The following is a 24,087-nucleotide window of genomic DNA, read 5'->3' on the forward strand; positions in this document are numbered from 1 at the left end:
GAAATAAAATCGTCTTAAAAAGTGATGCAGGTTGCGCCCTGCTCCGCGCCAGAGAGCTTCTCACGCAGCGCCCCAAACATCTCCCGACCGGTTCCCACGCGCGACGCGCTGAGGTCAGGGATATGCGGCTGACGCGCCGCCAGTTCGGCATCTTCTACCAGCAGCGTCAGTTCTCCCGTCTGTCCGTTCACGCGAATCACATCGCCATCGCGCACTTTGGCCAGCAAACCACCGTCATACGCTTCAGGCGTGACATGGATAGCTGACGGGACTTTACCGGAGGCGCCAGAGAGTCGGCCATCGGTCACCAGCGCTATTTTGAAACGGCGGTCCAATAATACACCAAGTGGCGGCATAAGTTTATGTAATTCTGGCATCCCGTTCGCTTTTGGCCCCTGATGACGGACCACCACCACACAATCTTTATCCAGCAGGCCCGCTTCAAAGGCCGGCAATACGTCGTGTTGGCTCTCGAACACCACCGCCGGCGCTTCAATCACCTGGTTCTCTACCGGGACCGCCGACGTTTTCATCACTGCGCGTCCCAGGTTGCCGCTCAGCACCTTCGTGCCGCCGTGGCGGGAGAACGGTTTCTCGAAGGTCGCGATGACCTGATCGTCAAGCGGCGCTGTCGCCCCTTCACGCCAGTCCAGCTCGCCGTTGTTGAGCCACGGCTCCAGGGTGTAACGCGACAGACCAAAGCCGGCGACGGTGTGAACATCCTCATGCAGCAGGCCGCCTTTCAGCAGTTCGCGCACCAGTACCGGAACGCCGCCCGCCGCCTGGAAGTGGTTGATATCCGCCGGGCCGTTGGGATAGAGGCGCGCCAGCAGCGGCACCACGTCTGACAGGTCGGAGAAATCATCCCAGTTAATGATGATCCCCGCCGCGCGGGCCATCGCCACCAGGTGCATGGTATGGTTGGTGGAGCCACCGGTCGCCAGCAGCGCCACGATGCCGTTGACTACCACTTTTTCGTCGAACATTTTCCCCAGCGGCATCCACTCGTTGCCATTGCCGGTCATGCGGGTGACCTGGCGTGCGGCAGCGGCGGTCAGTGCGTCCCGCAGCGGGGCATCCGGATGGACGAAGGACGATCCCGGCAGTTGCATGCCCATAAACTCGACCACCATCTGGTTGGTGTTCGCCGTGCCGTAGAAAGTACAGGTTCCCGGCGCGTGATAAGAGGCGGCTTCGGACTCCAGCAGCGCCATACGATCCACTTTACCTTCCGCGTACAGCTGGCGAATGCGGACCTTCTCTTTATTAGCCAGGCCGCTGGCCATTGGACCGGAGGGAATAAAGACCGACGGCAGATGGCCGAAAGAGAGCGCCGCCATAGTCAGGCCGGGGACAATTTTATCGCACACGCCGAGGTATAGCGCGCCATCGAACATGTTATGCGACAGGCCGATAGCGGCGGACATGGCGATCACTTCGCGGCTCAGCAATGAGAGCTCCATACCGTCCTGCCCCTGGGTTACGCCGTCGCACATTGCCGGCACGCCGCCGGCCACCTGGCCGACCGCATTGGCGCTATGCAGCGCTTTACGGATGATGTCCGGATAGTGTTCATAGGGCTGGTGAGCGGACAACATATCGTTGTAGGAGGTGATGATGGCGATGTTGTTGCGCAACATGCTTTTCAGAGAGGCTTTGTCGTCAGCCTGACAGGCCGCGAAACCGTGAGCCAGATTGCCGCAGGCCAGTTGCGCACGATGCACGGTGTCGGTTTTGGCCTGGTTAATCCTTGCGAGGTAAGCCGCGCGGGTGTCACGCGACCGTTCGATAATGCGATTTGTTACCCGTAACATTTTCGAATTCATAAAGGCTCCTCAAATTTGTATCTGTCCGGCCGCTGCGTGATGACGTATTTTTGTGCTAAAGGCCACCAACACCAGCGCTCAGGGGCAAAATGTCTGAAAGCAGTGTAATAAAAAAAGCCCCGTGGGTGAATCCTCACGGGGCTTAAAAGATTAAAAAGCGTGCGACTTTCTGCGTCAGATCATGTTACCGGTAAAATAACCCTGACGGATTAGGCGGCGAGCTTACTCGAACTCGTTCCACGAACGGCCGTCACGGGTGATCATCGCCACCGACGCAACCGGTCCCCAGGTCCCTGCCTGATACGGTTTCGGCGCATCGCGGTCGGCAGCCCAGGCTTCGGTGATGGAATCCACCCATTTCCACGCCTCTTCGACTTCATCACGGCGCACAAACAGCGCCTGGATACCGCGCATGGTCTCCAGCAATAGACGCTCATAAGCATCGGCCAGGTGCGTCTGATTAAAGGTCTCGGAGTAGCTCAGATCCAGCTTGGTGATCTGCAGATTATGCTTATGGTCGAGGCCCGGCACTTTGTTCAGCACCTGGATATCCACCCCTTCGTCCGGCTGCAGACGAATAGTCAGCTTGTTCTGCGGCAGCTCCTGCCAGGTCTCTTTAAACAAGTTCAGCTCCGGGGTTTTGAAGTAAACCACTACCTCAGAGCATTTGGTCGGCAGACGTTTGCCGGTGCGCAGATAGAACGGTACGCCGGCCCAGCGCCAGTTATCGATATCGACGCGGATCGCCACGAAGGTTTCGGTGTTACTGGTTTTGTTGGCGCCCTCTTCTTCCAGGTAGCCCGGCACTTTTTTGCCCTGGGCAAAGCCGGCGGTGTACTGGCCGCGAACGGTTTTCTCACGCACGTTGGAGCGATCAATGCGACGCAGGGATTTCAGGACCTTGACCTTTTCATCACGGATGCTGTCGGCGCTGAGATCGGACGGCGGCGACATGGCAATCATGCACAGGATCTGCAGCAGGTGGTTCTGGATCATGTCGCGCATCTGCCCGGCCTGGTCGAAGTAACCCCAGCGCCCTTCAATACCCACCTCTTCCGCGACGGTGATTTCGACATGATCGATAGTGCGGCAGTCCCAGTTATTGACGAACAGGGAGTTGGCAAAGCGCAGCGCCAGCAGGTTGAGGACCGTCTCTTTACCGAGGTAGTGGTCGATACGGTAGACCTGGCACTCTTCAAAAAACTCGCCGACCTGGTCGTTGATTTCACGCGAGGTTTCCAGCGAGGTACCCAGCGGTTTTTCCATCACCACGCGCGCAGGCTTGGCATTGAGCTTCGCTTCGCCCAGACCTTTGCAGATCGCGCCAAAGGTGCTCGGCGGCATGGCGAAATAGTTGATGGTGACACGGTTCTGTTGATCCAGCATCTCACCCAGACGCGTGAAGCCGCTGGTGTCATTAACGTCAAGATTACAGAACTCCAGGCGTCCGCTCAGGGAATCCCACAAACCTTCATCAATTTTTTCCTTCATGAAGGTTTCCAGCGCTTCGCGCACGACTTTGGTGTAAGCCGCTTTATCCCAATCGGCACGGCCGACGCCAATGATGCGGGTGTCGGCGTGGATCTGGCCCGCTTTTTCAAGCTGATACAGGGAAGGCAACAATTTACGTCGCGCCAGGTCGCCCTTCGCGCCGAAAATGACCAGGTCGCATGCCTGGGCCGTTTGCGTTACCGCCATGTCATTCTCCTCAGTTGATAGTCTGGTGCTTCTGCCAGGCTATATTTGTAATTTTCTTACACTGCACTGTACTGTGTTTACGTATTTCCCGAAAGCCTTCCCCTTCGTTTGCGGCGGTAAAACCGCACAGGGTGAAAACATTCGGCGATGATTTGGGCATCTGGCTGATATTGTTCGTTGTTTGTACCTGTTTCAGGTCAGTAAAATACGACTCTGATCATGTAATGAAAAAAAACAACATTATTTCACGTCATTCCTCACCGCTTGCGCTTGCGGAGGGGTATATTCTTGCTAAAACGCCCGATGATTTCACCCATTAATGAAATCGTTTCCATTGATGAGCGCCCTGTTACTAATGAACATGCTGGAAAAAATCCAGTCCCGACTGGAACACCTTAGCAAATCTGAACGCAAAGTGGCGGAAGTGATCCTCGCCACCCCCGCGCAGGCCATTCATTCGAGCATCGCCGCCCTCGCCCTTGAGGCCGGGGTGAGCGAACCGACCGTCAATCGCTTCTGCCGCAGCCTCGAAACCCGCGGGTTTCCTGATTTTAAACTGCACCTTGCCCAGAGCCTCGCGCACGGTACGCTCTATGTTAACCGGAATGTTGATGAAGACGACAGCGTTGAGTCATACACGGGAAAAATATTCGAATCGGCCATGGCGAGTTTAGATCAGGTCCACCATTCTCTCGACATGTCGGCGGTGAATCGCGCGGTGGATCTGCTGACTCAGGCCAAAAAAATCGCCTTTTTCGGCCTCGGTTCCTCGGCGGCGGTCGCCCATGATGCGATGAACAAATTTTTCCGCTTTAACGTGCCGGTCATCTATTCCGACGACATTGTCCTGCAACGCATGAGCTGTATGAATTGCGATGACGATGATGTGGTGGTGATTATCTCACATACCGGCAGAACCAAGAGCCTGGTGGAGCTAGCGCAGCTGGCCCGTGAAAACGATGCCATGGTGATCGCCCTCACCTCCGCCGGCACCCCCCTGGCCCGGGAAGCCACGCTCGCCATCACCCTCGATGTGCCGGAAGATACCGACATCTATATGCCGATGGTCTCCCGTCTGGCCCAGTTGACCGTCATCGACGTGCTGGCGACGGGTTTTACGCTGCGTCGGGGGGCAAAATTCAGAGATAACTTGAAGAGGGTCAAGGAAGCGCTGAAGGAATCGCGTTTTGATAAAGAACAGTTCGTACCCAGTGATAATCAATAAAAGTTGATAACAAGCAGTAACCCATTACACCTTCGATAACGATCCGGCTGTGCGACGTTGCAGGCTGGCGCTACCGAATCCATGTTCACGCAACACCAAAGTTGTATCAGTCAACGGAGTATTACATGTCCAGAAGGCTTCGCAGAACCAAAATCGTTACTACCTTAGGCCCAGCAACTGACCGTGATAACAACCTGGAAAAAGTTATCGCCGCGGGCGCAAACGTAGTGCGTATGAACTTCTCTCACGGCACCCCGGAAGATCATCAGCTCCGTGCCGACAAAGTGCGTGAGATTGCGGCGAAACTGGGCCGTAACGTTGCTATCCTCGGCGACCTCCAGGGACCAAAAATTCGCGTATCGACCTTCAAAGAAGGCAAAATTTTCCTCAATATCGGCGACAAATTCCTGCTCGACGCTAACCTCGGCAAAGGTGAAGGCGACAAAGAGAAAGTCGGGATCGATTACAAAGGCCTGCCGGCGGACGTCGTGCCGGGCGATATCCTGCTGCTCGACGATGGTCGCGTACAGCTGAAAGTCCTCGAAGTTCAGGGGATGAAAGTGTTTACTGAAGTGACCGTCGGCGGTCCGTTATCTAACAACAAAGGGATCAACAAGCTGGGCGGCGGCCTGTCTGCCGAAGCGCTGACCGACAAAGACAAAGCTGATATCGTCACCGCCGCCAAAATCGGCGTCGACTACCTGGCGGTCTCTTTCCCGCGCTGCGGCGAAGACCTGAACTACGCCCGTCGCCTGGCGCGCGATGCCGGCTGCGATGCAAAAATCGTCGCCAAAGTTGAGCGTGCGGAAGCAGTCTGCGATCAGGATGCGATGGACGACGTGATCCTCGCCTCCGATGTGGTCATGGTTGCGCGCGGCGACCTCGGCGTCGAAATCGGCGATCCAGAGCTGGTAGGTATCCAGAAAGCGCTGATTCGTCGTGCCCGTCAGCTGAACCGTTCCGTCATTACCGCCACCCAGATGATGGAGTCGATGATCACCAACCCGATGCCGACTCGCGCGGAAGTGATGGACGTGGCCAACGCCGTGCTGGATGGTACCGATGCGGTGATGCTCTCCGCGGAAACCGCTGCCGGTCAGTACCCGTCAGAAACCGTGGCCGCAATGGCGCGCGTGTGTCTGGGCGCCGAAAAAATCCCGAGCCTCAACGTCTCCAAACACCGTCTGGACGTCCAGTTCGACAACGTGGAAGAAGCGATTGCCATGTCGGCGATGTATGCCGCCAACCACCTGAAAGGCATCACGGCCATCATCACCATGACTGAATCGGGCCGCACCGCGCTGATGACCTCGCGCATCAGTTCCGGTCTGCCGATTTTCGCCCTTTCCCGCCACGAGCGCACCCTGAACCTGACCGCCCTCTACCGCGGGGTGACCCCGGTGTTCTTCGACAGCCAGAATGACGGGGTAGCCGCTGCGCACGATGCCGTCAATCTGCTGCGGGATAAAGGCTATCTCGTCTCCGGTGACCTCGTGGTCGTGACCCAGGGTGATGTGATGAGCACCATCGGCAGCACCAACACCACCCGTATCCTCACCGTCGAGTAAGCCTCGGTGTCGACCTGCCAGCGATGCGGCTGGCAGGTTTTTTTTGCTCAATATCTGGCAGACTACACCATCCAGCTCAACAACAGCGTCGCGGCGATCACCGTTGACGCCCCGCCGATCCGCGTCGCAATCTGGGCAAACGGCATCAACCCCATTCTGTTTGACGCCGAGAGGATGGCCACATCTCCGGTTCCTCCAAGGCCGCTATGGCAGCTGGTCACAATGGCGGCTTCCACCGGATACATATTCAGGCGAGCAGCGATAAAGAAACCGCTCAGCGCCATGGCAATAACGATGGAGCCGCAAACCACGACGTAGCCAACGGAGAACACCGAGACCACGCTCTCCAGCGGCACATACAGCATGCCCAGGCCGATCATCAGCGGCCACACCAGCGCGGCGGAGACAAACTTGTAGCAGCTATGCGCCCCCAGTTCCATCGCCGCCGGGATAACTTTGGTATATTTGCAGAAGACGGCCGCCAGAATCATCAGCACCGGCCCCGGAATATGCACCACCTTCTCCAGCAGACCACCGACGATGAAAAACGCGCAAATCATCAGCAACCCGGCACCCATGAGCTGAAAATCGGTGGGTTGGGTACTCTGATGTTGCGCAAAGACGCTATTATCGTCATGGCTACGGATCAGCATCCCATTGCCGGATAGCGCCGGACGACGTGCGCCCATGCGCGCCAGAAAACCAGCGCAGATAATGGCGAAAATATTCCCAACCACCGCGGCCGGCGCCAGCTGGGCAACATAGACATCAGGCGTTTGCCCGAGAATGGCCGAATAAGCCAGCGACAAAGGCAGGATCCCTTCGCCGATGCCGCCGCCGATAATTGGCACGATAATAAAAAAGAAGGTGTGGTAAATACTGTAGCCAAATAAGCTGCCCACCAGCAGGCCGGTTAATATTGCCGCCGCGGTCCCCACCACCAACGGGACAAACATACGCACCATCCCCTGGATCAGAATAGTGCGATTCATTCCCAGAATACTCCCGACGACCAGACAGGCGATGACGAAATAGAGGAGATTGGCCTCTTTCATCAGCAAGTGCACAGTATCGAGCGTATGAGCTTCAAACACGCCAAAGTAGACCAACACTGAGGGCATCATCAGGCACAAGATAGCCGGCCCGCCAATGTCTTTTAATACTGGCACCATGCGGCCAATCTTAGCCAGCGCGAATCCCAGGGTCATAATGACCGCCAGTCCGCCAATCATATTTTTCGGTAGCAGACCCGCACTCGCGGAGAGCGCGACGATCGCAGCGATACCAATAAAGAGCGTTAACGGCACGGCACCAACGTCGATATTGGATAAAAATCGTGTCGATTGCCCGTTCGGTTGGGTTTTATCTATCGGGTGGTTGAGTGAATTATTTTCCATATTTTTACCTGAATGATAAGGAGGTAGCGTAGGGTAGTAACGCAATATTAAAATTTGCGTAGCAACATAAACGAAATAGCACTAAACACCGGCTCAACAAAATACACTCAAAACGGTAGCACAGGCGTTTAAAACAAAAAATGACAAACGGTTTTCCGCTGTCGGCTTTGTGACTAAACCATAAAGTTTATTTTAAGTAATTTAATTTATCGTCATAAAGCTAAAGTTAGCATCATCGATAATATTTGCATCTCATTCAAGCAACTCCATGATTTACCCCTGATTTACCCATTTGTAAGTAAAGTATCCGAGGCGAAATTATTTAAAGGCAGGCGACTGTGATGACTATCACCTTTTAAATATTACGGGATCGCTAGATTGGCGACACAACAACCCAATAAAATATGTCAGGACATCTTATGCCTTCACTACTCTTACAATCCCTTTTCCCATTGGTATTTATCATGCTGCTGGGATGGCTTAGCGGTAAACTAGGCTATACCCGGCGCGAGGATGCCTCCGTTCTTGCCACGGTGGTGATCCGCTTTGCGCTTCCGTTCCATCTTTTTATCGGCGCGTTAAATACCAATCCCGATAAAATTAAAAACTTCACCTTTATGGCGGTGTTAGTCATTGGCCTGATGGGATCCTATTTTCTCACGCTGCTGATCTCACGCTATGTTTTCCGTCATGATATTAAAACCAGCGCGATTCAGTCGCTGGTTTGCGCCTTCCCCGATATGGCCTACTTTGGTGCGCCCGTTCTGGCGGTACTGATAGGCCCGGAGGGTTTTCTCGGCGTGCTTATCGGAAACCTGGTGACCAGCGTATTGATGATCCCTCTGACTATCATCCTGATTCGCATGGGAGACAAGCACGGAAGCGCGGATGAACCCCAGCTTCATGCCGGGCAGCTGATCCTGCAAAACCTGCTGAAAGCCGTGAGAAACCCCATCGTCTGGATCCCGATTTCCGGCGTGTTGCTCAGCCTGGCAGGGGTCCAGTTGCCGCATATGCTCAGTATGCCTATTGAAATGGTGGGTAAAATCGCCGGCGGTCTGTCACTGTTCGCCCTGGGGCTGCTGTTTTACGGCGAACGCCCGACGGTCAATATTCAAACCTGTACCAATATCAGTATCAAAAATCTGATCCAACCGGCAATGATGGCCCTGGCCGGACTGGCCTTTGGACTCAGTCATACCTTAATGCAACAGGTTATTATCATCGGCGCGACGCCTTCCGCCATCGCCGCAGGGATGTTTGCTCTGCGCAGCGATACCTATATTGAGCCGGCCTCATCCTCTATTTTGCTGGGTACCGCCATCGGCGTCGTCACCGAAGGCATCATGATTTATCTCATTTCGTAATCACGGAAATAAAACACCAAGACATCAGGCAATGTTTTAATTTGATATTCAGGAGTCATCCAATGTTAGCCACAGAAACCTTATACACTCCCTATAACGGTGCCGTCCTGCTGGAAAATCCGTTATTAAATAAAGGCCTTGCATTTACCGAAAGTGAACGCACGGCATTTAATCTTCAAGGACTGTTACCCCATAATGTTGAAACCATTGAAGAACAAACCGAGCGCGCATGGGGCCAGTTTTGCCAGTTCAAAAAGAGTATTTCGCGCCATATCTATCTCAGGAATATTCAGGATACTAACGAGACATTATTCTATAACCTGCTGCGCAGCCATATGAAAGAAACGTTGCCGGTGATCTATACCCCGACGGTGGGAGAAGCGTGCGAACATTTTTCAGAAATATATCGCCGGGGACGCGGTTTATTTATTTCCTGGCCTAACCGTCACCAGATTGACGAAATGCTGCAGGGGTTTTCCCGCAATGATATCAAAGTCATTGTCGTGACCGATGGCGAGCGCATTCTGGGGCTGGGCGACCAGGGGATTGGTGGCATGGGGATCCCCATTGGCAAACTCTCGTTATATACCGCCTGCGGGGGTATTCACCCGGCATCCACGCTGCCCATTATGTTAGATGTTGGTACCAATAACCCGCAGCATCTGGAGGATCCACTGTATATGGGCTGGCGCCATCCGCGCATCAGCGACGAGCAGTACCTTGAGTTTATGGACATGTTTGTCCATGCCATTCAGCAACGTTGGCCGAATGTATTACTTCAGTTTGAAGACTTTGCCCAAAAGAATGCCACGCGACTGCTCAACCGCTATCGTCACCAGCTGTGCTGTTTTAACGATGATATCCAGGGTACCGCCGCCGTGACCTCAGGGACGCTGATCGCCGCCGCGGCCGCGGCCGGGACGCCGATCCGCGACCAGCGGGTAGTTTTCCTCGGTGGCGGTTCGGCCGGATGCGGCATTGCGGAAAAAATCATTGCGCTGATGGTGGATGATGGTCTCTCGGAGGAGGAAGCGCGCCGCCGCATCTTTATGGTTGACCGCTTTGGCCTGCTGACGGATGAGATGCCCAATCTGCTCGATTTTCAACGCAACCTCGTCACGCCGCGAGCCAGTATTGCCCACTGGGATACCGAGTCCGCCCAGCTGTCGCTGATGGATGTCGTACGCAACGTCCACCCTACCGTACTGATTGGCGTGTCAGGCCAGCCGGGGTTGTTTAGCGAGGAGATTGTGAAAGAGATGCATCGGCACTGCCCGCGTCCGATTATTATGCCGCTGTCTAACCCCACCTCCCGGGCCGAGGCCCAGCCGAAGGATTTGCTGGAGTGGACCCGGGGAAGCGCGCTGATCGCCACCGGTAGCCCGTTCGAACCCGTCTTCTACGACGGCAAAACCTACGATATCGCTCAGTGCAACAACGCCTATATTTTCCCCGGTCTGGGGCTGGGGATCCTCGCCAGTAAAGCGCAGCGCGTCACCGAAGCGATGCTGATCACCTGCAGTAAAACCCTCGCAGCCCACTCGCCTTTGGCGACCCGTGAAACCGGTGCTTTACTGCCGCCGGTTGAAGAGATTGAAATGATTTCCCGGGCTATTGCCGCAGAGGTCGCTCGCGCCGCGCAGCGGGACGGTGTCGCACCGCAGATTGATGAGGCACAGCTGGCGGCGAATATCGATAAAACCTTCTGGCGAGCGCGCTACACCGCCTATAAACGATCGTCATTCTGATCGTCATTCCTCAACTCATCTTGCGGGAAGTCGGCTGGCTTCCCGCCACACCGGGGAACCACGCATGTTCAATGTGCTGATCGTCGATGATGATCCCATGGTAGCCGAACTGAACCGGCTGTTTATCAGCCGGGTGGCTGATTTTCACTGCTGCGGGGTGGCGGCGACGATCGGCGGCGCCAAAGCGATGCTGAGCCATCTGGCGCAGGTCGATCTGCTGCTACTGGATGTCTATATGCAACAGGAGAATGGCCTTGACCTGCTGCCCTCGCTTCGCGCAGATGCGCGGAATATTGACGTCATCATGATGACATCTGCCGCCGATGCGCTCACGCTACAAACGGCGCTGCACTATGGGGTGGTGGATTACCTGATTAAACCGTTTCAGTTTCCGCGCTTTGAGGAAGCCCTGCAGACATGGCGCAACAAGCGTGAGGTGAAGCAGGCGAAATCCTGTTACGCCCAGGCGGATATCGACACCCTGCTGCGTCGCGGGATCCCGCAACAGGAAAGCGCCCGCCGCTTGCCGAAAGGGCTGACTCCGCAAACCCTTCGCCTGGTGTGCCAGTGGATTGACGCCCATCAGGCGGGCGATTTTTCGACCAACGAGCTGGCGGCGGCGCTGCAGATATCCAGGGTGTCATGCCGCAAATACCTGATTTGGCTGGAGCAGATAAACGTGCTCTTCACGACCAATCACTACGGTATCACTGGCCGCCCGGAGTATCGCTACCGGCTTGTCGTCGAGAACGTGATGTTACTGACGCAATATAGCCAGTGAGCCGGGAACGCCCACTGGCTCTCTTTTAGACTACTTCTTTGGGAACAGCTCTTTGCGTTTATAGGGCTCGATTTCACCCGGTTTGCGCGTTTTCAGCAGCTTCAGGATCCAGGTGTACTGCTCGGTGTGCGGCTTAACAAACACTTCCACTTCTTCGTTCATCCGCCGGGCGATCGTCGTATCGTCAGCGTCCAGCAGATCGTCCATCGGCGGGCGGACCAGCACCGTCAGGCGATGCGTTTGGCCATCATAGACCGGGAACAGCGGTACGACGCGGGCGCGGCATACCTTCATTAAACGGCCAATCGCGGGCAGCGTCGCCTTGTAGGTGGCAAAGAAATCCACAAATTCACTGTGCTCAGCGCCGTGATCCTGGTCGGGCAGATAGTAGCCCCAGTAGCCCTGGCGCACCGACTGAATAAACGGTTTGATCCCATCGTTGCGCGCGTGCATACGCCCGCCAAAACGACGGCGCACGGTATTCCACACGTAATCAAAGACCGGGTTACCCTGGTTGTGGAACATCGCCGCCATCTTCTGCCCACCGGAGGCCATCAGCATCGCCGGGATATCCACGCCCCAGGCATGCGGAACGAGGAAAATCACTTTCTCGTTATTACGCTGCATCTCGTCGATGATCTCTTTCCCCTGCCAGTCGACGCGGGCAAGGATTTTCTGCGGATCGCGCAGGCCCAGCTCGGCCATCATCACCATCGCCTGCGGCGCCGAGGCATACATGGCGTCGATGATCGCTTCCCGTTCGTGCTCGCTTTTTTCCGGAAAACAGTACAGCAAATTAATCTGCGCCCGGCGCCGCGAGCTTTTCGCCAAACGCCCTACGAAGCGGCCGAGTTTGCCGAGGATCGGATCGCGAAAGGAAGGCGGCGTCAGCGCGATGCCAGCGAAGGCAAAGACGCCCAGCCACGCGCCCCAGTAGCGCGGCAGTAAAAAGGATTTCTCAAACTTAGGGATAAACTCAATATTATTTTTTTTCGTTTCCATGCCCAATCCGCAGGTCGACTGCTTAATCAAGATAATGGGATAGTGTAGCGAGACGTTGGGTAACCTACAAAAGAAAAAGCCGGCGCCCTGGGGCACCGGCTTTCCACTGACCGGTAGTTAGTCAAACCGCAGCTGCGGGACGACCTCTTTGACCTGCGCCAGGTAATCGGTACGGTCGGAACCGCTCAGCCCTTCGGTACGCGGCAGCTTAGCCGTCAGCGGGTTGACCGCCTGCTGGTTGATCCACACTTCGTAGTGCAGATGCGGTCCGGTAGAGCGGCCGGTATTCCCCGACAGCGCGATACGATCGCCGCGCTTCACTTTCTGCCCCGGTTTCACCAGCAGCTTACGCAAGTGCATATAGCGGGTGGTATAGGTGCGACCATGGCGGATAGCAACATAATACCCGGCAGCGCCGCTGCGCTTGGCCACCACCACTTCGCCATCGCCGACTGCCAGCACCGGCGTCCCCTGCGGCATCGCGAAATCGACGCCACGGTGCGGCGCGACGCGCCCGGTGACCGGGTTCAGACGACGCGGGTTAAAGTTAGAGGAGACGCGGAACTGACGCGCCGTTGGGAAGCGCATAAAGCCTTTCGCCAGCCCCGTCCCGTTACGATCGTAGAATTTGCCGTCTTCGGCACGGATAGCAAAGTAGTCTTTACCATCGGAGCGCAAACGCACGCCCAGCAGCTGACTTTGCTCGCGCTTACCGTCGAGCATTTCACGCGACATCAATACCGAGAACTCGTCGCCTTTTTTCAGCTTACGGAAATCCATCTGCCACTGCATGGCCTTGATCACCGCGCTGATTTCGGTACTGGTCAGCCCGGCGTCGCGTGCGCTGGAGACAAAGCTGGCGCCGACGGTGCCCTTCAGTACATTGTTGACCCAGTCGCCTTTCTGCAGCTCGCTGCTCATTTTAAAACCGTTGTCCACACGGGTATAAGTGCGGGTTTCGCGGCGGGACATCTCCCAGGTCAGACTCTGCAGATCGCCGTCCGCGGTCAGAGTCCAGGAGAGCTGCTGGCCAATCTTCAGATTACGCAGCTCTTTATCGGCGGAGGAAAGCTGGGCGATATCACCCATATCGATACCGTACTGGTTCAGGATGCTGCTGAGCGTATCGCCGGTCGACACCACATATTCGTGACCGCCGGCATCGGTATCGGCCTTCTCGTCGAGCTCATCCTGAGGAATGGCTTCTTCTTCCTGCGGGGCCTGGTCGATCGGCTCGGAGGCTTCCGGCAGCAGGGAACGGATCTCGCTTTTTTCCAGTTCAATGGTTCTGACGATGGGGGCGGATTCCGGGTGGTAAATGTAGGGTCGCCAGACGGCGACCGCTAAGGTAAGAACGCTAAGCGACCCCAACATGACGCGATGAGGTCGTGGCAGATTGTTGAATGCCTGAGTGACAGCGCGGGCTATCTGTTGCACGTATTCACTTCCTCGTTAATCTCCTTTCAGGCAGCTCGAATACTGATTCGCCAGCTGGGTCAGGAATTGTGGGTAACTCGCTTTACCCAACGTAATTCCAGTACCCAGCGGATCCAGGGTTCCCATGCGCACAGAAGTGCCCCGGGCAACAGCTTCGATAACCGCTGGCCTGAACTGTGGCTCAGCAAAAACGCACGTGGCCTTCTGCTCAACCAGTTGTGTTCTGATTTCGTGTAAACGCTGCGCACCAGGCTGTATTTCAGGGTTGACGGTAAAGTGCCCCAGTGAGGTCAAACCGTAGTGTTTTTCAAAGTAACCGTAGGCGTCATGAAAAACGAAATAGCCCTTCCCTTTCAGCGGTGCCAGCTCATTGCTAACCTGCTTGTCAGTTGCCGCCAGCGCGGCCTCGAACTGCTGCAGGTTGCTGTCGAGTTTGGCTCGACTCTGCGGCATAAGTTCCAATAATTTATCGTGGATTGCAACCGCCGAAAGCCGCGCTATCTCTGGGGATAACCACAGATGCATATTGTAAATACCGTGATGGTGATCGCCGTCACTTTTTTCTGCTGCGCCGTGGTCATGACCATGATGATCGTCATCGTCGTCAGCGCCGGTCATCAGCAGCGGCTTCACCCCATCCAGCTCCGCGATGGTCACCTTTTTATTCGCCGCAATGCTTTGCGTCGACTTATCCATAAAGGCTTCCATTTCCGGACCAATCCATACCACTAAGTCTGCGTTCTGTAAGCGTTTTACATCAGAAGGCCGCAGTGAATAGTCATGCTCTGAGGCGCCGTCGGGCAATAGCACCTGAGTATCTGTCACCCCATCGGCGATAGCGGCTGCAATAAAGCCCAGCGGTTTCATGGAAGTCACTACGGCGGCGCTGGCCAGCGGAACCTGCGCGAACAAAAAAACAGCGCTAAGTCCAGCGCAAAGAAGCGTATTTTTATGTAACATAATGCGTCTAGTCATCGAAACGAGTGAATGTGATGTGATATTATAACATTCACTAGCTTGTGCAACCCTAAATTACTATGACAAACCTTGTTACGCTGGAAAATGTGTCGGTGGCCTTTGGCCAACGCCGCGTGCTGTCTGACATCTCGCTGGTACTCACGCCAGGCAAAATATTAACGCTACTGGGCCCGAACGGCGCCGGTAAATCGACCCTTGTGCGGGTGGTTCTGGGGCTGGTAGCACCGACAGAAGGTGTCATCAAGCGGGAAGAACGCCTGCGGATCGGCTATGTGCCGCAGAAGCTGCATCTTGACGCCACACTGCCGCTGACCGTCAGCCGCTTCCTGCGTTTACGCCCGGGTACCCGCAAAGACGACATCCTGCCGGCACTGAAACGTGTGCAGGCCGGGCATCTGATCGACGCGCCGATGCAAAAACTCTCCGGCGGCGAAACCCAGCGCGTACTGCTGGCCCGCGCCCTGCTCAACCGCCCACAGCTGCTGGTGCTGGATGAACCGACCCAGGGGGTTGACGTCAATGGCCAGGTGGCGCTTTACGATCTTATCGACCAGTTGCGCCATGAACTGGACTGCGCAGTGCTGATGGTATCGCACGACCTGCATCTGGTGATGGCCAAAACCGACGAAGTCCTGTGCCTGAACCAGCATATCTGCTGCTCCGGCGCGCCGGAGGTGGTCTCCATGCATCCGGAGTTTATCTCCATGTTCGGCCCGCGCGGCGCGGAACAGCTGGGGATTTACCGCCACCACCATAATCACCGCCACGACCTTCAGGGGCGAATTGTACTGCGTCGGGGAAACAGCCGCTAATGATTGAACTTCTGTTACCTGGCTGGCTTGCCGGGATGATGCTGGCCTGCGCCGCCGGTCCGCTGGGCTCCTTTGTGGTTTGGCGCCGCATGTCCTATTTTGGCGATACGCTGGCGCATGCGTCGCTGCTCGGCGTCGCTTTCGGCTTACTGCTTAACATCAATCCGTTTTATGCGGTGATCGCCGTGACCCTGCTGCTGGCCGGCGGGCTGGTGTGGCTGGAGAAACGCCCCCATCTGGCGATCGATACCCTGCTGGGCATCATGGCGCACAGCGCACTGTCGCTGGGGCTGGTGGTGGTCAGTCTGATGTCTAACGTCCGCGTAGATCTGATGGCATACCTGTTCGGCGATCTGCTGGCAGTGACGCCGCAGGATTTGATTGCCATCGCCATTGGCGTAGTGATTGTGATTGGTATCCTGCTCTGGCAGTGGCGACCTCTGCTGGCGATGACCATCAGTCCGGATCTGGCGTTTGTCGATGGCGTGAAGCTGCAGCGCGTGAAGTTGCTGTTGATGCTGGTCACCGCCCTGACTATCGGCGTGGCGATGAAGTTCGTCGGCGCGCTGATCATCACTTCCCTGCTGATTATCCCGGCAGCCACCGCCCGCCGTTTTGCCCGCACGCCGGAGCAGATGGCCGCCGTGGCAGTTGGCGTGGGCATGTTGGCGGTCACCGGGGGGCTAACCCTATCGGCCTTCTACGATACCCCCGCAGGGCCATCGGTGGTGCTGTGCGCCGCCGCGCTGTTTATCCTCAGCATGACGAAAAAAGCCGCCAGCTGAAAATGAAAAAGCCCGGTCATGCTGTTGACCGGGCCTCCACACGCACTGCTCTGCCGCAACGCACTATGGCATTTCCGGCGGCGTAATGCCGAAATGATTCCAGGCGCGCACCGTCGCCATTCTTCCCCGCGGCGTACGCTGCAGAAAACCCTGCTGAATTAAATAAGGCTCCAGCACATCTTCAATGGTTTCCCGCTCTTCGCCGATCGCGGCGGCAAGGTTATCCAGCCCCACCGGCCCACCAAAGAATTTATCTATCACCGCCAGCAGCAGTTTGCGGTCCATATAGTCGAACCCTTCCGCATCGACATTCAGCATATCCAGCGCCTGGGCGGCAATGTCGGCAGAGATGGTGCCGTCATGGCGCACTTCCGCGAAGTCGCGCACCCGACGTAGCAGACGGTTGGCGATACGCGGCGTGCCGCGTGAACGACGGGCCACTTCCAGCGCGCCTTCGTCGCTCATCTCCAGCCCCATATGGCGGGCGCTGCGGCTGACAATATGCTGTAGATCGGGTATCTGATAGAACTCCAGACGCTGCACGATGCCAAAGCGGTCGCGCAGCGGCGAGGTCAATGAACCGGCCCGGGTGGTGGCGCCGATCAGGGTAAACGGCGGCAGATCGATTTTGATGGAGCGCGCCGCCGGACCTTCGCCAATCATAATATCCAGCTGATAGTCTTCCATCGCCGGGTAGAGCACCTCTTCCACCACCGGCGAGAGGCGATGGATCTCATCGATAAACAGCACGTCGTGCGGTTCGAGGTTGGTGAGCATCGCGGCGAGATCGCCTGCTTTCTCCAGCACCGGGCCGGAGGTGGTGCGCAGATTCACCCCCATCTCATTGGCGACAATGTTCGCCAGGGTGGTTTTCCCCAACCCAGGCGGGCCAAAAATCAGCAGGTGATCGAGGGCGTCGCCGCGCAGTTTCGCCGCCTGGATAAAGATCTCCATCTGCGAGCGCACCTGCGGCTGGCCGACATACTCTGCCAGCAATTTTGGGCGGATGGCGCGGTCAACGGCCTCTTCTGCGCCGCTGCTGTCTGCCGAGATCAGCCGGTCTGCTTCAATCATCCCTTACCTCACAACGCGGCGCGCAGCGCTTCGCGGATTAGCGTTTCACTATTGGCGTCCGGACGCGCGATCTTGCTTACCATCCGGCTGGCCTCCTGCGGTTTATAGCCCAGCGCGACCAGCGCGGCAACCGCTTCCTGTTCGGCATCATCTGCCGTCGGGCCTGCCGGTGAAGTCAGCACCAGATCGGCCGCCGGAGTGAACAGGTCGCCGTGCAGCCCTTTGAAGCGGTCTTTCATCTCGACGATCAGGCGTTCAGCGGTTTTTTTGCCAATCCCCGGCAGCTTCACCAGCGAGGCGACTTCTTCCCTCTCAACGGCGTTGACGAACTGCTGCGCCGACATGCCGGAGAGGATCGCCAGCGCCAGCTTTGGCCCCACGCCGTTGGTTTTAATCAGCTCTTTAAACAGCGTACGTTCCTGTTTGTTGTTAAAACCATACAGCAGCTGGGCATCTTCACGCACCACAAAGTGGGTAAAGACTATCGCCTCCTGACCGGCCTCCGGCAGCTCATAGAAGCAGGTCATTGGCATATGCACTTCATAGCCGACGCCCGCTGTTTCCAGCAACACCAGCGGGGGTTGTTTTTCGAGAATGATGCCTCTGAGTCTGCCTATCACATGGGGCTCCTGCGTTATGGTCTAAGTATCTGGCGGTATCATAAAAAAAGGCTGGATAGATATCCAGCCTGATTTGCGATTATCGTAAGCGCCCTCGCGCCAGATTGAGCCGGGTCTCACTAATCTGAGCGGCATTCTGGCTAACATGGCAGTGGGTGATGGCAATCGCCAGCGCATCCGCCGCATCCGCCTGCGGATTGGCAGGCAGCTTGAGCAAGGTACGCACCATGTGCTGGACCTGGCTCTTTTCGGCACTGCCGATCCCGACAACGGTCTGCTTGACCTGGCGGGCGGCGTATTCAAACACCGGCAGCGACTGATTGGTCGCTGCAACAATCGCCACTCCCCGCGCCTGGCCGAGCTTTAACGCCGAATCGGCGTTCTTCGCCATAAAGACCTGCTCAATGGCGAAATAGTCGGGCTGGAACTGGGTGATGATCTCCGTCACCCCAGCGTAAATCAGCTTCAGCCGCGACGGCAGATCGTCCACTTTGGTGCGGATGCATCCGCTGCCAAGGTAGCTCAACTGCCGTCCGACCTGACGGATCACGCCATAACCGGTGACGCGCGACCCCGGGTCAATGCCGAGAATAATAGCCATCACGCGCCTCCAGTTAACCGTGGATGCGACTGCATCACAGGGTGGCTGCGACCTCGTCGGAGATCTCGCCGTTATGGTACACTTCCTGCACGTCGTCGCAGTCTTCGAGCATATCGATCAGACGCAGCAGCTTCGGCGCCGTCTCGGCATCCATATCCGCTTTGGTGGACGGGATCATCGAGACTTCGGCAGCGTCGGCTTTCAGGCCAGCGGCTTCCAGCGCGTCGCGCACGGCGCCCATCTCTTCCCACGCGGTGTAGACGTCGATGGCGCCGTCGTCATAGGTCACCACGTCTTCTGCGCCGGCTTCCAGCGCCGCTTCCATGATGGTGTCTTCATCGCCTTTCTCGAAGGAGATGACGCCTTTCTTACTGAACAGATAGGACACGGAGCCGTCGGTACCGAGGTTACCACCGGTTTTGGTGAAGGCGTGACGCACTTCCGCAACGGTACGGTTACGGTTGTCGGACAGACATTCCACCATTACCGCGGTACCGCCAGGGCCATAGCCTTCGTAAATGATGGTTTCCATGTTCGCGTCTTCATCACCGCCGACGCCGCGCGCGATGGCGCGGTTCAGGGTGTCGCGCGTCATGTTGTTAGACAACGCTTTATCAACGGCTGCACGCAGACGCGGGTTGGAAGCCGCGTCGCCGCCGCCCAGACGCGCCGCAGTCACCAGCTCGCGAATGATTTTCGTAAAGATTTTACCGCGTTTAGCATCCTGTGCCGCTTTGCGGTGTTTGGTGTTGGCCCATTTACTATGACCTGCCATAAAAAACTCTCCAAAAAGCGCGCCCTTTCAGGCGGCGTTAATTACAAATTCTTCAATCGCCTGCCGGTTGCTCCACGACTTGGTCAGCGCAGCGGCTTCCGTCGCGCTGACCCAGCGGTAGGCCAGATGTTCGGTGAAGGTAATCTCCCGCTCATGAGGCAGCGCAAGACAGAACCAGAATTCTGTATTGCGCTCTACACCCGGCGCATAGCGATGACGCAAATGAGAAAATATCTCGAACTCCACCGTGCGCTGACAGTCAATTAAGGTCAGTTGCTCGCAGGCAACATCAATGGCGACCTCTTCCTTTACTTCACGCGCGGCGGCCTGCAGCGCGGTCTCTCCTGCTTCCAGGCTGCCGGTCACCGACTGCCAGAACGCGGGATCGTCGCGCCGCTGTAACATCAGCACCCGTTTCGTATCTTCGGCGTAAATCACCACCAGCACCGAAACGGGCAGCTTAAATGACATATTACTTGTTCTCCAGAGACGCTTTTGTCTCTTTCTCCACAACCTGAATACCCAGTTCACCAAGTGAGGCAGGATTCGCGAAGCTTGGCGCTTCGGTCATCAGACAGGCCGCCGCGGTGGTTTTCGGGAAGGCGATAACGTCGCGGATGTTATCGGTACCGGTCAGCAGCATAGTCAGGCGGTCAAGACCGAACGCCAGGCCCGCATGCGGCGGCGTACCGTATTTCAGCGCATCCAGAAGGAAGCCGAATTTTTCACGCTGCTCTTGCTCGTTAATGCCCAGGATGCCAAATACAGTTTGCTGCATGTCGCCGCGGTGGATACGCACAGAACCGCCGCCGACTTCATACCCATTAATGACCATATCGTAGGCGTTGGCTACAGCCTCTTCCGGCGCGGCTTTCAGCTCGTCCGCCGTCATATCTTTTGGCGAGGTGAACGGATGGTGCATCGCCGTCAGGCCGCCTTCGCCGTCGTCTTCGAACATCGGGAAGTCGATCACCCACAGCGGCGCCCATTTGCTTTCGTCAGTCAGGCTCAGGTCTTTACCGAGCTTCAGACGCAGCGCGCCCAGCGCGTCAGCCACCACTTTCTTGTTGTCGGCGCCGAAGAAGATCATATCGCCGTCCTGCGCGCCGGTGCGCTCGAGGATGGCTTCCACGATCTCAGCGGTCAGGAACTTCGCCACCGGGCTGTTGATCCCGTCCATGCCTTTCGCACGCTCGGTCACTTTAATATAGGCCAGCCCCTTCGCGCCGTAGATCTTCACAAAGTTGCCGTATTCGTCAATCAGCTTGCGGGTCAGAGAGGCACCGCCCGGGACGCGCAGCGCCGCCACACGTCCTTTCGGATCGTTGGCCGGGCCGGCAAAGACCGCGAACTCCACGGACTTCAGCAGGTCGGCGACGTCCACCAGCTCCATCGGGTTACGCAGATCTGGTTTATCGGAGCCGTAACGACGTTCGGCTTCGGCGAAGGTCATGATCGGGAAATCGCCCAGGTCGACGCCTTTAATTTCCAGCCACAGCTGACGCACCATCGCTTCCATGATCTCACGCACCTGCGGCGCGGTCATAAAGGAGGTTTCCACGTCGATCTGGGTAAATTCAGGCTGACGGTCGGCACGCAGGTCTTCATCGCGGAAGCATTTAACGATCTGATAATAGCGATCGAACCCGGACATCATCAGCAGCTGTTTGAACAGCTGCGGGGACTGCGGCAGCGCGTAGAATTTGCCTTTATGCACGCGGGAAGGCACGAGGTAATCGCGAGCGCCTTCCGGGGTGGCTTTAGTCAACATCGGGGTTTCGATGTCGAGGAAGCCATGGTCATCCATAAAGCGACGCACAAAGCTGGTGATTTTCGCGCGGGTTTTCAGACGCTGCGCCATTTCCGGACGACGCAGGTCGAGGTAGCGGTATTTCAGACGCGCTTCTTCGGTGTTGACGTGATTGGAGTCCAGCGGCAGCGATTCTGAGCGGTTAATGATCGTCAGATCGGAGGCCAGCACTTCGATGGCGCCGGTGGCCATGTCCGCGTTGATGTTTTTCTCTTCACGCGCGCGGACGGTGCCAGTGACCTGAATGCAGAACTCATTACGCAGTTCAGAGGCTAATTTCAACGCATCCGCACGATCCGGGTCGAAAAACACCTGAACGATGCCTTCGCGGTCGCGCATGTCGATAAAAATGAGGCTACCGAGATCGCGACGGCGGTTGACCCAACCACACAGAGTCACCTGCTGCCCAACGTGGGACTGTCGAAGCTGTCCGCAATATTCTGTACGCATGAGATATCCCTTAACTTAGCCGTCGGCGGATTGTCGTCTGCCCTGCAGGCGACGAGGTCGCAGCTTTAGCTGATGTCACAACTGAATGAAAAAAGGCGGCTATTATACTGGAAATTCTGTCGTTCGATAAGTCCGACGCACGATGTACGCTGCTTTGCTGCGCGCTTAACGTCTACACTCACATAAATTAACAATATTTGTTACCCTTTTGCAGAAGCCGCGCAGGTATTGTAGCCGCCTGACAACAGAACAAGATACGGGGATACCATGTTAGAACTCAATGCAAAAAAAACGGCGCTGGTGGTGATCGATCTGCAGGAAGGCATTCTGCCTTTCGCCGGCGGACCACATCGGGCTGACGAGGTGGTGGCGCGTGCCGCTCGCCTGGCAGACCAGTGTCGACAACAGGGTTCACCGGTCATCATGGTCCGCGTTGGCTGGTCGGCCGATTTCGCTGAAGCGCTGAAACAGCCTGTCGACGCTCAGGCCGGGGCGCATACGCTGCCTGAAAACTGGTGGACCTACCCGGCCACGCTCGGTAAGCAGGAGAGCGATATCGAAGTGACCAAACGCCAGTGGGGCGCGTTCTATGGCACCGACCTTGAGCTTCAGCTGCGCCGCCGCGGTATCGACACCATTATTCTCTGCGGCATCTCCACCAATATCGGCGTCGAATCCACCGCCCGCAACGCCTGGGAGCTGGGTTTTAACCTGGTCATCGCTGAAGATGCCTGCAGCGCCGCCTCCGCCGAGCAGCATCAGGGCAGCATGACGCATATTTTCCCGCGCATCGGTCGGGTGCGCAGCACCGAGGAGATCCTCGCCGCGCTATGATTTATATTGGGCTTCCCCAGTGGTCGCACCCGAAATGGGTGCGCCTTGGCATCACCAGCCTTGAAGAGTACGCCCGCCACTTTAACTGCGTGGAGGGCAACACTACCCTGTATGCGCTGCCGAAGCCGGAGATAGTCACCCGCTGGTATGAACAGACCCACGATGACTTCCGCTTCTGCTTCAAATTCCCGGCCACCATCTCGCACCAGGCCGCCCTGCGTCATTGCGACGAGTTAAGCAGTGAATTTTTTGCCCGCCTGGCGCCGCTGGCCTCGCGCATCGGCCAGTACTGGCTGCAGCTGCCGGCGACCTTCGGTCCTCGCGATCTCCCCGCGTTATGGCAATTTCTCGACGGGCTGCCGACGGATTTCACCTACGGCGTCGAGGTTCGTCACCCCGAATTCTTCGCCAAAGGCGAAGCGGAACAGCAGCTCAATCGAGGGCTGCACGAGCGCAACGTTAACCGCGTGATCCTCGACAGCCGCCCGGTCCACAGCGCCGCGGCCACCAGCCCGGCAATGATCGACGCGCAGAAAAAGAAACCCAAAGTGCCGGTACATGCGGTGATGACCGCCCGGCAGCCGATGGTGCGCTTTATCGGCGGTGACGACATGGCCCACAACCGGGAACTGTTTCGCGTCTGGCTGCAGACCCTGCCGAAGTGGCATCAGTCTGGCACCCCGTGGCTGTTCCTGCATACCCCTGACATTGCTTACGCGCCAACACTGGTGGATACGCTGTGGAGCGATCTGCACACCGCCCTGCCGGCGGCAGGAAATGCGCCGTCGATTCCGCAGCAATCCTCCCTTTTCTGATATCCTGCTATCATAATCGGAGCCATCTGCCAGAGTTAAAGGGAGTTTTCGTATGGTCAGCGCGCTGTATGCCGTTTTAGGTGCGTTATTGTTAGTGAAGTTTTCTTTCGACGTGGTGCGTTTACGCACCCAGTACCATGTGGGCTACGGTGACGGCGGCTTTAGCGAGCTGCAGGTTGCCATCCGCGTTCACGGTAATGCCGTCGAATATGTGCCGATTGGCCTCATTTTGCTGCTATTTATGGAGATGAATGGCGCCCAGACCTGGATGGTGCACGTTTGCGGCATTTTATTGATTGTCGGGCGACTGATGCACTCCTGGGGTTTTCATCACCGCGTCTACCACTGGCGCCGCTCCGGCATGAGCGCGACCTGGTGCGCGTTGTTGCTGATGGTGCTGGCCAATCTCTGGTATATGCCCTGGGAGTTGGTTTTCTCCCTCCGTTAGCGCACAATACGCCGTTTTCGTTTTTTCGGGTTTAAC

The 24,087-nt window shown here is 56.8% G+C and carries 23 protein-coding genes; 10 read left to right on the forward strand and 13 right to left on the reverse strand.

Going from position 1 to position 24,087, the window contains the following annotated elements:
* Positions 1–14: 14 nt before the first annotated feature.
* The 3 genes from edd to CWM53_RS26775 form a co-directional block, all read right to left on the reverse strand.
* Positions 15–1,826 carry a phosphogluconate dehydratase gene (gene edd / locus CWM53_RS26765; RefSeq protein WP_100675385.1) on the reverse strand — a complete coding sequence of 604 codons (1,812 nt, stop codon included), beginning with the start codon at positions 1,824–1,826 and terminating at the stop codon, positions 15–17.
* A 222-nt stretch (positions 1,827–2,048) separates the two neighbouring features.
* Positions 2,049–3,524, reverse strand: a complete 1,476-nt coding sequence (gene zwf / locus CWM53_RS26770; RefSeq protein WP_008804260.1) for a glucose-6-phosphate dehydrogenase — start codon at positions 3,522–3,524, stop codon at positions 2,049–2,051.
* A gap of 10 nt (positions 3,525–3,534) precedes the next feature.
* The gene (locus tag CWM53_RS26775; RefSeq protein ID WP_004145554.1) at positions 3,535–3,684 is read right to left on the reverse strand and encodes a hypothetical protein; all 150 of its coding nucleotides are present in this window, start codon (positions 3,682–3,684) and stop codon (positions 3,535–3,537) included.
* Positions 3,685–3,843: 159 nt separating this feature from the next.
* Between CWM53_RS26775 and CWM53_RS26785 the strand changes: the two genes are divergently transcribed.
* Both CWM53_RS26785 and pyk read left to right on the forward strand, forming a co-directional pair.
* Positions 3,844–4,749: a MurR/RpiR family transcriptional regulator gene (locus tag CWM53_RS26785; RefSeq protein ID WP_162677299.1), complete on the forward strand. Its 906-nt coding sequence runs from the start codon at positions 3,844–3,846 to the stop codon at positions 4,747–4,749.
* 125 nt (positions 4,750–4,874) lie between these two features.
* Positions 4,875–6,317, forward strand: a complete 1,443-nt coding sequence (gene pyk / locus CWM53_RS26790; protein WP_100729547.1) for a pyruvate kinase — start codon at positions 4,875–4,877, stop codon at positions 6,315–6,317.
* Between the two features lie 62 nt (positions 6,318–6,379).
* On the opposite strand, the gene CWM53_RS26795 is transcribed toward pyk, so the two are convergent.
* Positions 6,380–7,714: a 2-hydroxycarboxylate transporter family protein gene (locus CWM53_RS26795; RefSeq protein ID WP_100729548.1), complete on the reverse strand. Its 1,335-nt coding sequence runs from the start codon at positions 7,712–7,714 to the stop codon at positions 6,380–6,382.
* 419 nt (positions 7,715–8,133) lie between these two features.
* Here CWM53_RS26795 and CWM53_RS26800 point away from each other — a divergent pair, with 419 nt between their 5' ends.
* The 3 genes from CWM53_RS26800 to dcuR all read left to right on the forward strand — a co-directional run bounded on the left by CWM53_RS26800 (position 8,134) and on the right by dcuR (position 11,610).
* Entirely contained in the window at positions 8,134–9,081 is a 948-nt protein-coding gene (locus tag CWM53_RS26800; RefSeq protein WP_061154102.1) for an AEC family transporter, read from the forward strand.
* 62 nt (positions 9,082–9,143) lie between these two features.
* Complete coding sequence (locus CWM53_RS26805; RefSeq protein ID WP_100675383.1) at positions 9,144–10,829, forward strand: NAD-dependent malic enzyme; 1,686 nt, start codon at positions 9,144–9,146, stop codon at positions 10,827–10,829.
* Positions 10,830–10,893: 64 nt separating this feature from the next.
* Complete coding sequence (dcuR, locus tag CWM53_RS26810) at positions 10,894–11,610, forward strand: two-component system response regulator DcuR (protein ID WP_100729549.1); 717 nt, start codon at positions 10,894–10,896, stop codon at positions 11,608–11,610.
* Between the two features lie 30 nt (positions 11,611–11,640).
* Here dcuR and lpxM read toward each other — a convergent pair whose 3' ends face one another.
* The 3 genes from lpxM to znuA all read right to left on the reverse strand — a co-directional run bounded on the left by lpxM (position 11,641) and on the right by znuA (position 15,009).
* Positions 11,641–12,612 carry a lauroyl-Kdo(2)-lipid IV(A) myristoyltransferase gene (gene lpxM, locus CWM53_RS26815; RefSeq protein WP_008804253.1) on the reverse strand — a complete coding sequence of 324 codons (972 nt, stop codon included), beginning with the start codon at positions 12,610–12,612 and terminating at the stop codon, positions 11,641–11,643.
* Positions 12,613–12,729: 117 nt separating this feature from the next.
* Positions 12,730–14,049: a murein DD-endopeptidase MepM gene (mepM, locus tag CWM53_RS26820; protein ID WP_061154098.1), complete on the reverse strand. Its 1,320-nt coding sequence runs from the start codon at positions 14,047–14,049 to the stop codon at positions 12,730–12,732.
* 15 nt (positions 14,050–14,064) lie between these two features.
* Positions 14,065–15,009, reverse strand: a complete 945-nt coding sequence (gene znuA, locus CWM53_RS26825; protein WP_100630725.1) for a zinc ABC transporter substrate-binding protein ZnuA — start codon at positions 15,007–15,009, stop codon at positions 14,065–14,067.
* 110 nt (positions 15,010–15,119) lie between these two features.
* Here znuA and znuC point away from each other — a divergent pair, with 110 nt between their 5' ends.
* A complete protein-coding gene (znuC, locus tag CWM53_RS26830; protein WP_233446057.1) occupies positions 15,120–15,839 on the forward strand; it encodes a zinc ABC transporter ATP-binding protein ZnuC in 720 nt (239 codons plus the stop codon).
* Complete coding sequence (gene znuB / locus CWM53_RS26835; RefSeq protein ID WP_074385450.1) at positions 15,839–16,624, forward strand: zinc ABC transporter permease subunit ZnuB; 786 nt, start codon at positions 15,839–15,841, stop codon at positions 16,622–16,624. The genes znuC and znuB overlap by 1 nt, the downstream gene beginning before the upstream one ends.
* A gap of 63 nt (positions 16,625–16,687) precedes the next feature.
* Here znuB and ruvB read toward each other — a convergent pair whose 3' ends face one another.
* The 6 genes from ruvB to aspS all read right to left on the reverse strand — a co-directional run bounded on the left by ruvB (position 16,688) and on the right by aspS (position 21,954).
* Positions 16,688–17,698: a Holliday junction branch migration DNA helicase RuvB gene (gene ruvB, locus CWM53_RS26840; protein ID WP_074385449.1), complete on the reverse strand. Its 1,011-nt coding sequence runs from the start codon at positions 17,696–17,698 to the stop codon at positions 16,688–16,690.
* An 8-nt stretch (positions 17,699–17,706) separates the two neighbouring features.
* A complete protein-coding gene (ruvA, locus tag CWM53_RS26845; RefSeq protein WP_002911454.1) occupies positions 17,707–18,318 on the reverse strand; it encodes a Holliday junction branch migration protein RuvA in 612 nt (203 codons plus the stop codon).
* Positions 18,319–18,397: 79 nt separating this feature from the next.
* Positions 18,398–18,919, reverse strand: a complete 522-nt coding sequence (gene ruvC, locus CWM53_RS26850; RefSeq protein ID WP_061154094.1) for a crossover junction endodeoxyribonuclease RuvC — start codon at positions 18,917–18,919, stop codon at positions 18,398–18,400.
* Between the two features lie 34 nt (positions 18,920–18,953).
* Positions 18,954–19,694 (reverse strand): YebC/PmpR family DNA-binding transcriptional regulator, encoded by a 741-nt coding sequence (locus tag CWM53_RS26855; protein ID WP_061154093.1) that lies wholly within the window; start codon positions 19,692–19,694, stop codon positions 18,954–18,956.
* A gap of 27 nt (positions 19,695–19,721) precedes the next feature.
* Positions 19,722–20,165: a dihydroneopterin triphosphate diphosphatase gene (nudB, locus tag CWM53_RS26860; RefSeq protein ID WP_002911477.1), complete on the reverse strand. Its 444-nt coding sequence runs from the start codon at positions 20,163–20,165 to the stop codon at positions 19,722–19,724.
* 1 nt (position 20,166) lies between these two features.
* The gene (aspS, locus tag CWM53_RS26865) at positions 20,167–21,954 is read right to left on the reverse strand and encodes an aspartate--tRNA ligase (RefSeq protein WP_061154091.1); all 1,788 of its coding nucleotides are present in this window, start codon (positions 21,952–21,954) and stop codon (positions 20,167–20,169) included.
* Between the two features lie 267 nt (positions 21,955–22,221).
* On the opposite strand from aspS, the gene CWM53_RS26870 reads away from it, so the two are divergent.
* The 3 genes from CWM53_RS26870 to CWM53_RS26880 are packed head-to-tail and all read left to right on the forward strand — an operon-like array spanning position 22,222 to position 24,051.
* A complete protein-coding gene (locus CWM53_RS26870; RefSeq protein WP_100630728.1) occupies positions 22,222–22,788 on the forward strand; it encodes a hydrolase in 567 nt (188 codons plus the stop codon).
* Positions 22,785–23,603 carry a DUF72 domain-containing protein gene (locus CWM53_RS26875; RefSeq protein WP_100630729.1) on the forward strand — a complete coding sequence of 273 codons (819 nt, stop codon included), beginning with the start codon at positions 22,785–22,787 and terminating at the stop codon, positions 23,601–23,603. Before CWM53_RS26870 ends, CWM53_RS26875 begins: the two co-directional genes overlap by 4 nt.
* Positions 23,604–23,655: 52 nt before the next feature.
* A complete protein-coding gene (locus CWM53_RS26880) occupies positions 23,656–24,051 on the forward strand; it encodes an MAPEG family protein (RefSeq protein WP_008804243.1) in 396 nt (131 codons plus the stop codon).
* Positions 24,052–24,087: the final 36 nt, after the last annotated feature.

The sequence above is a fragment of the Klebsiella sp. A-Nf5 genome, assembly GCF_002810545.1.
Classification (GTDB): Bacteria; Pseudomonadota; Gammaproteobacteria; order Enterobacterales; family Enterobacteriaceae; genus Klebsiella; species Klebsiella variicola.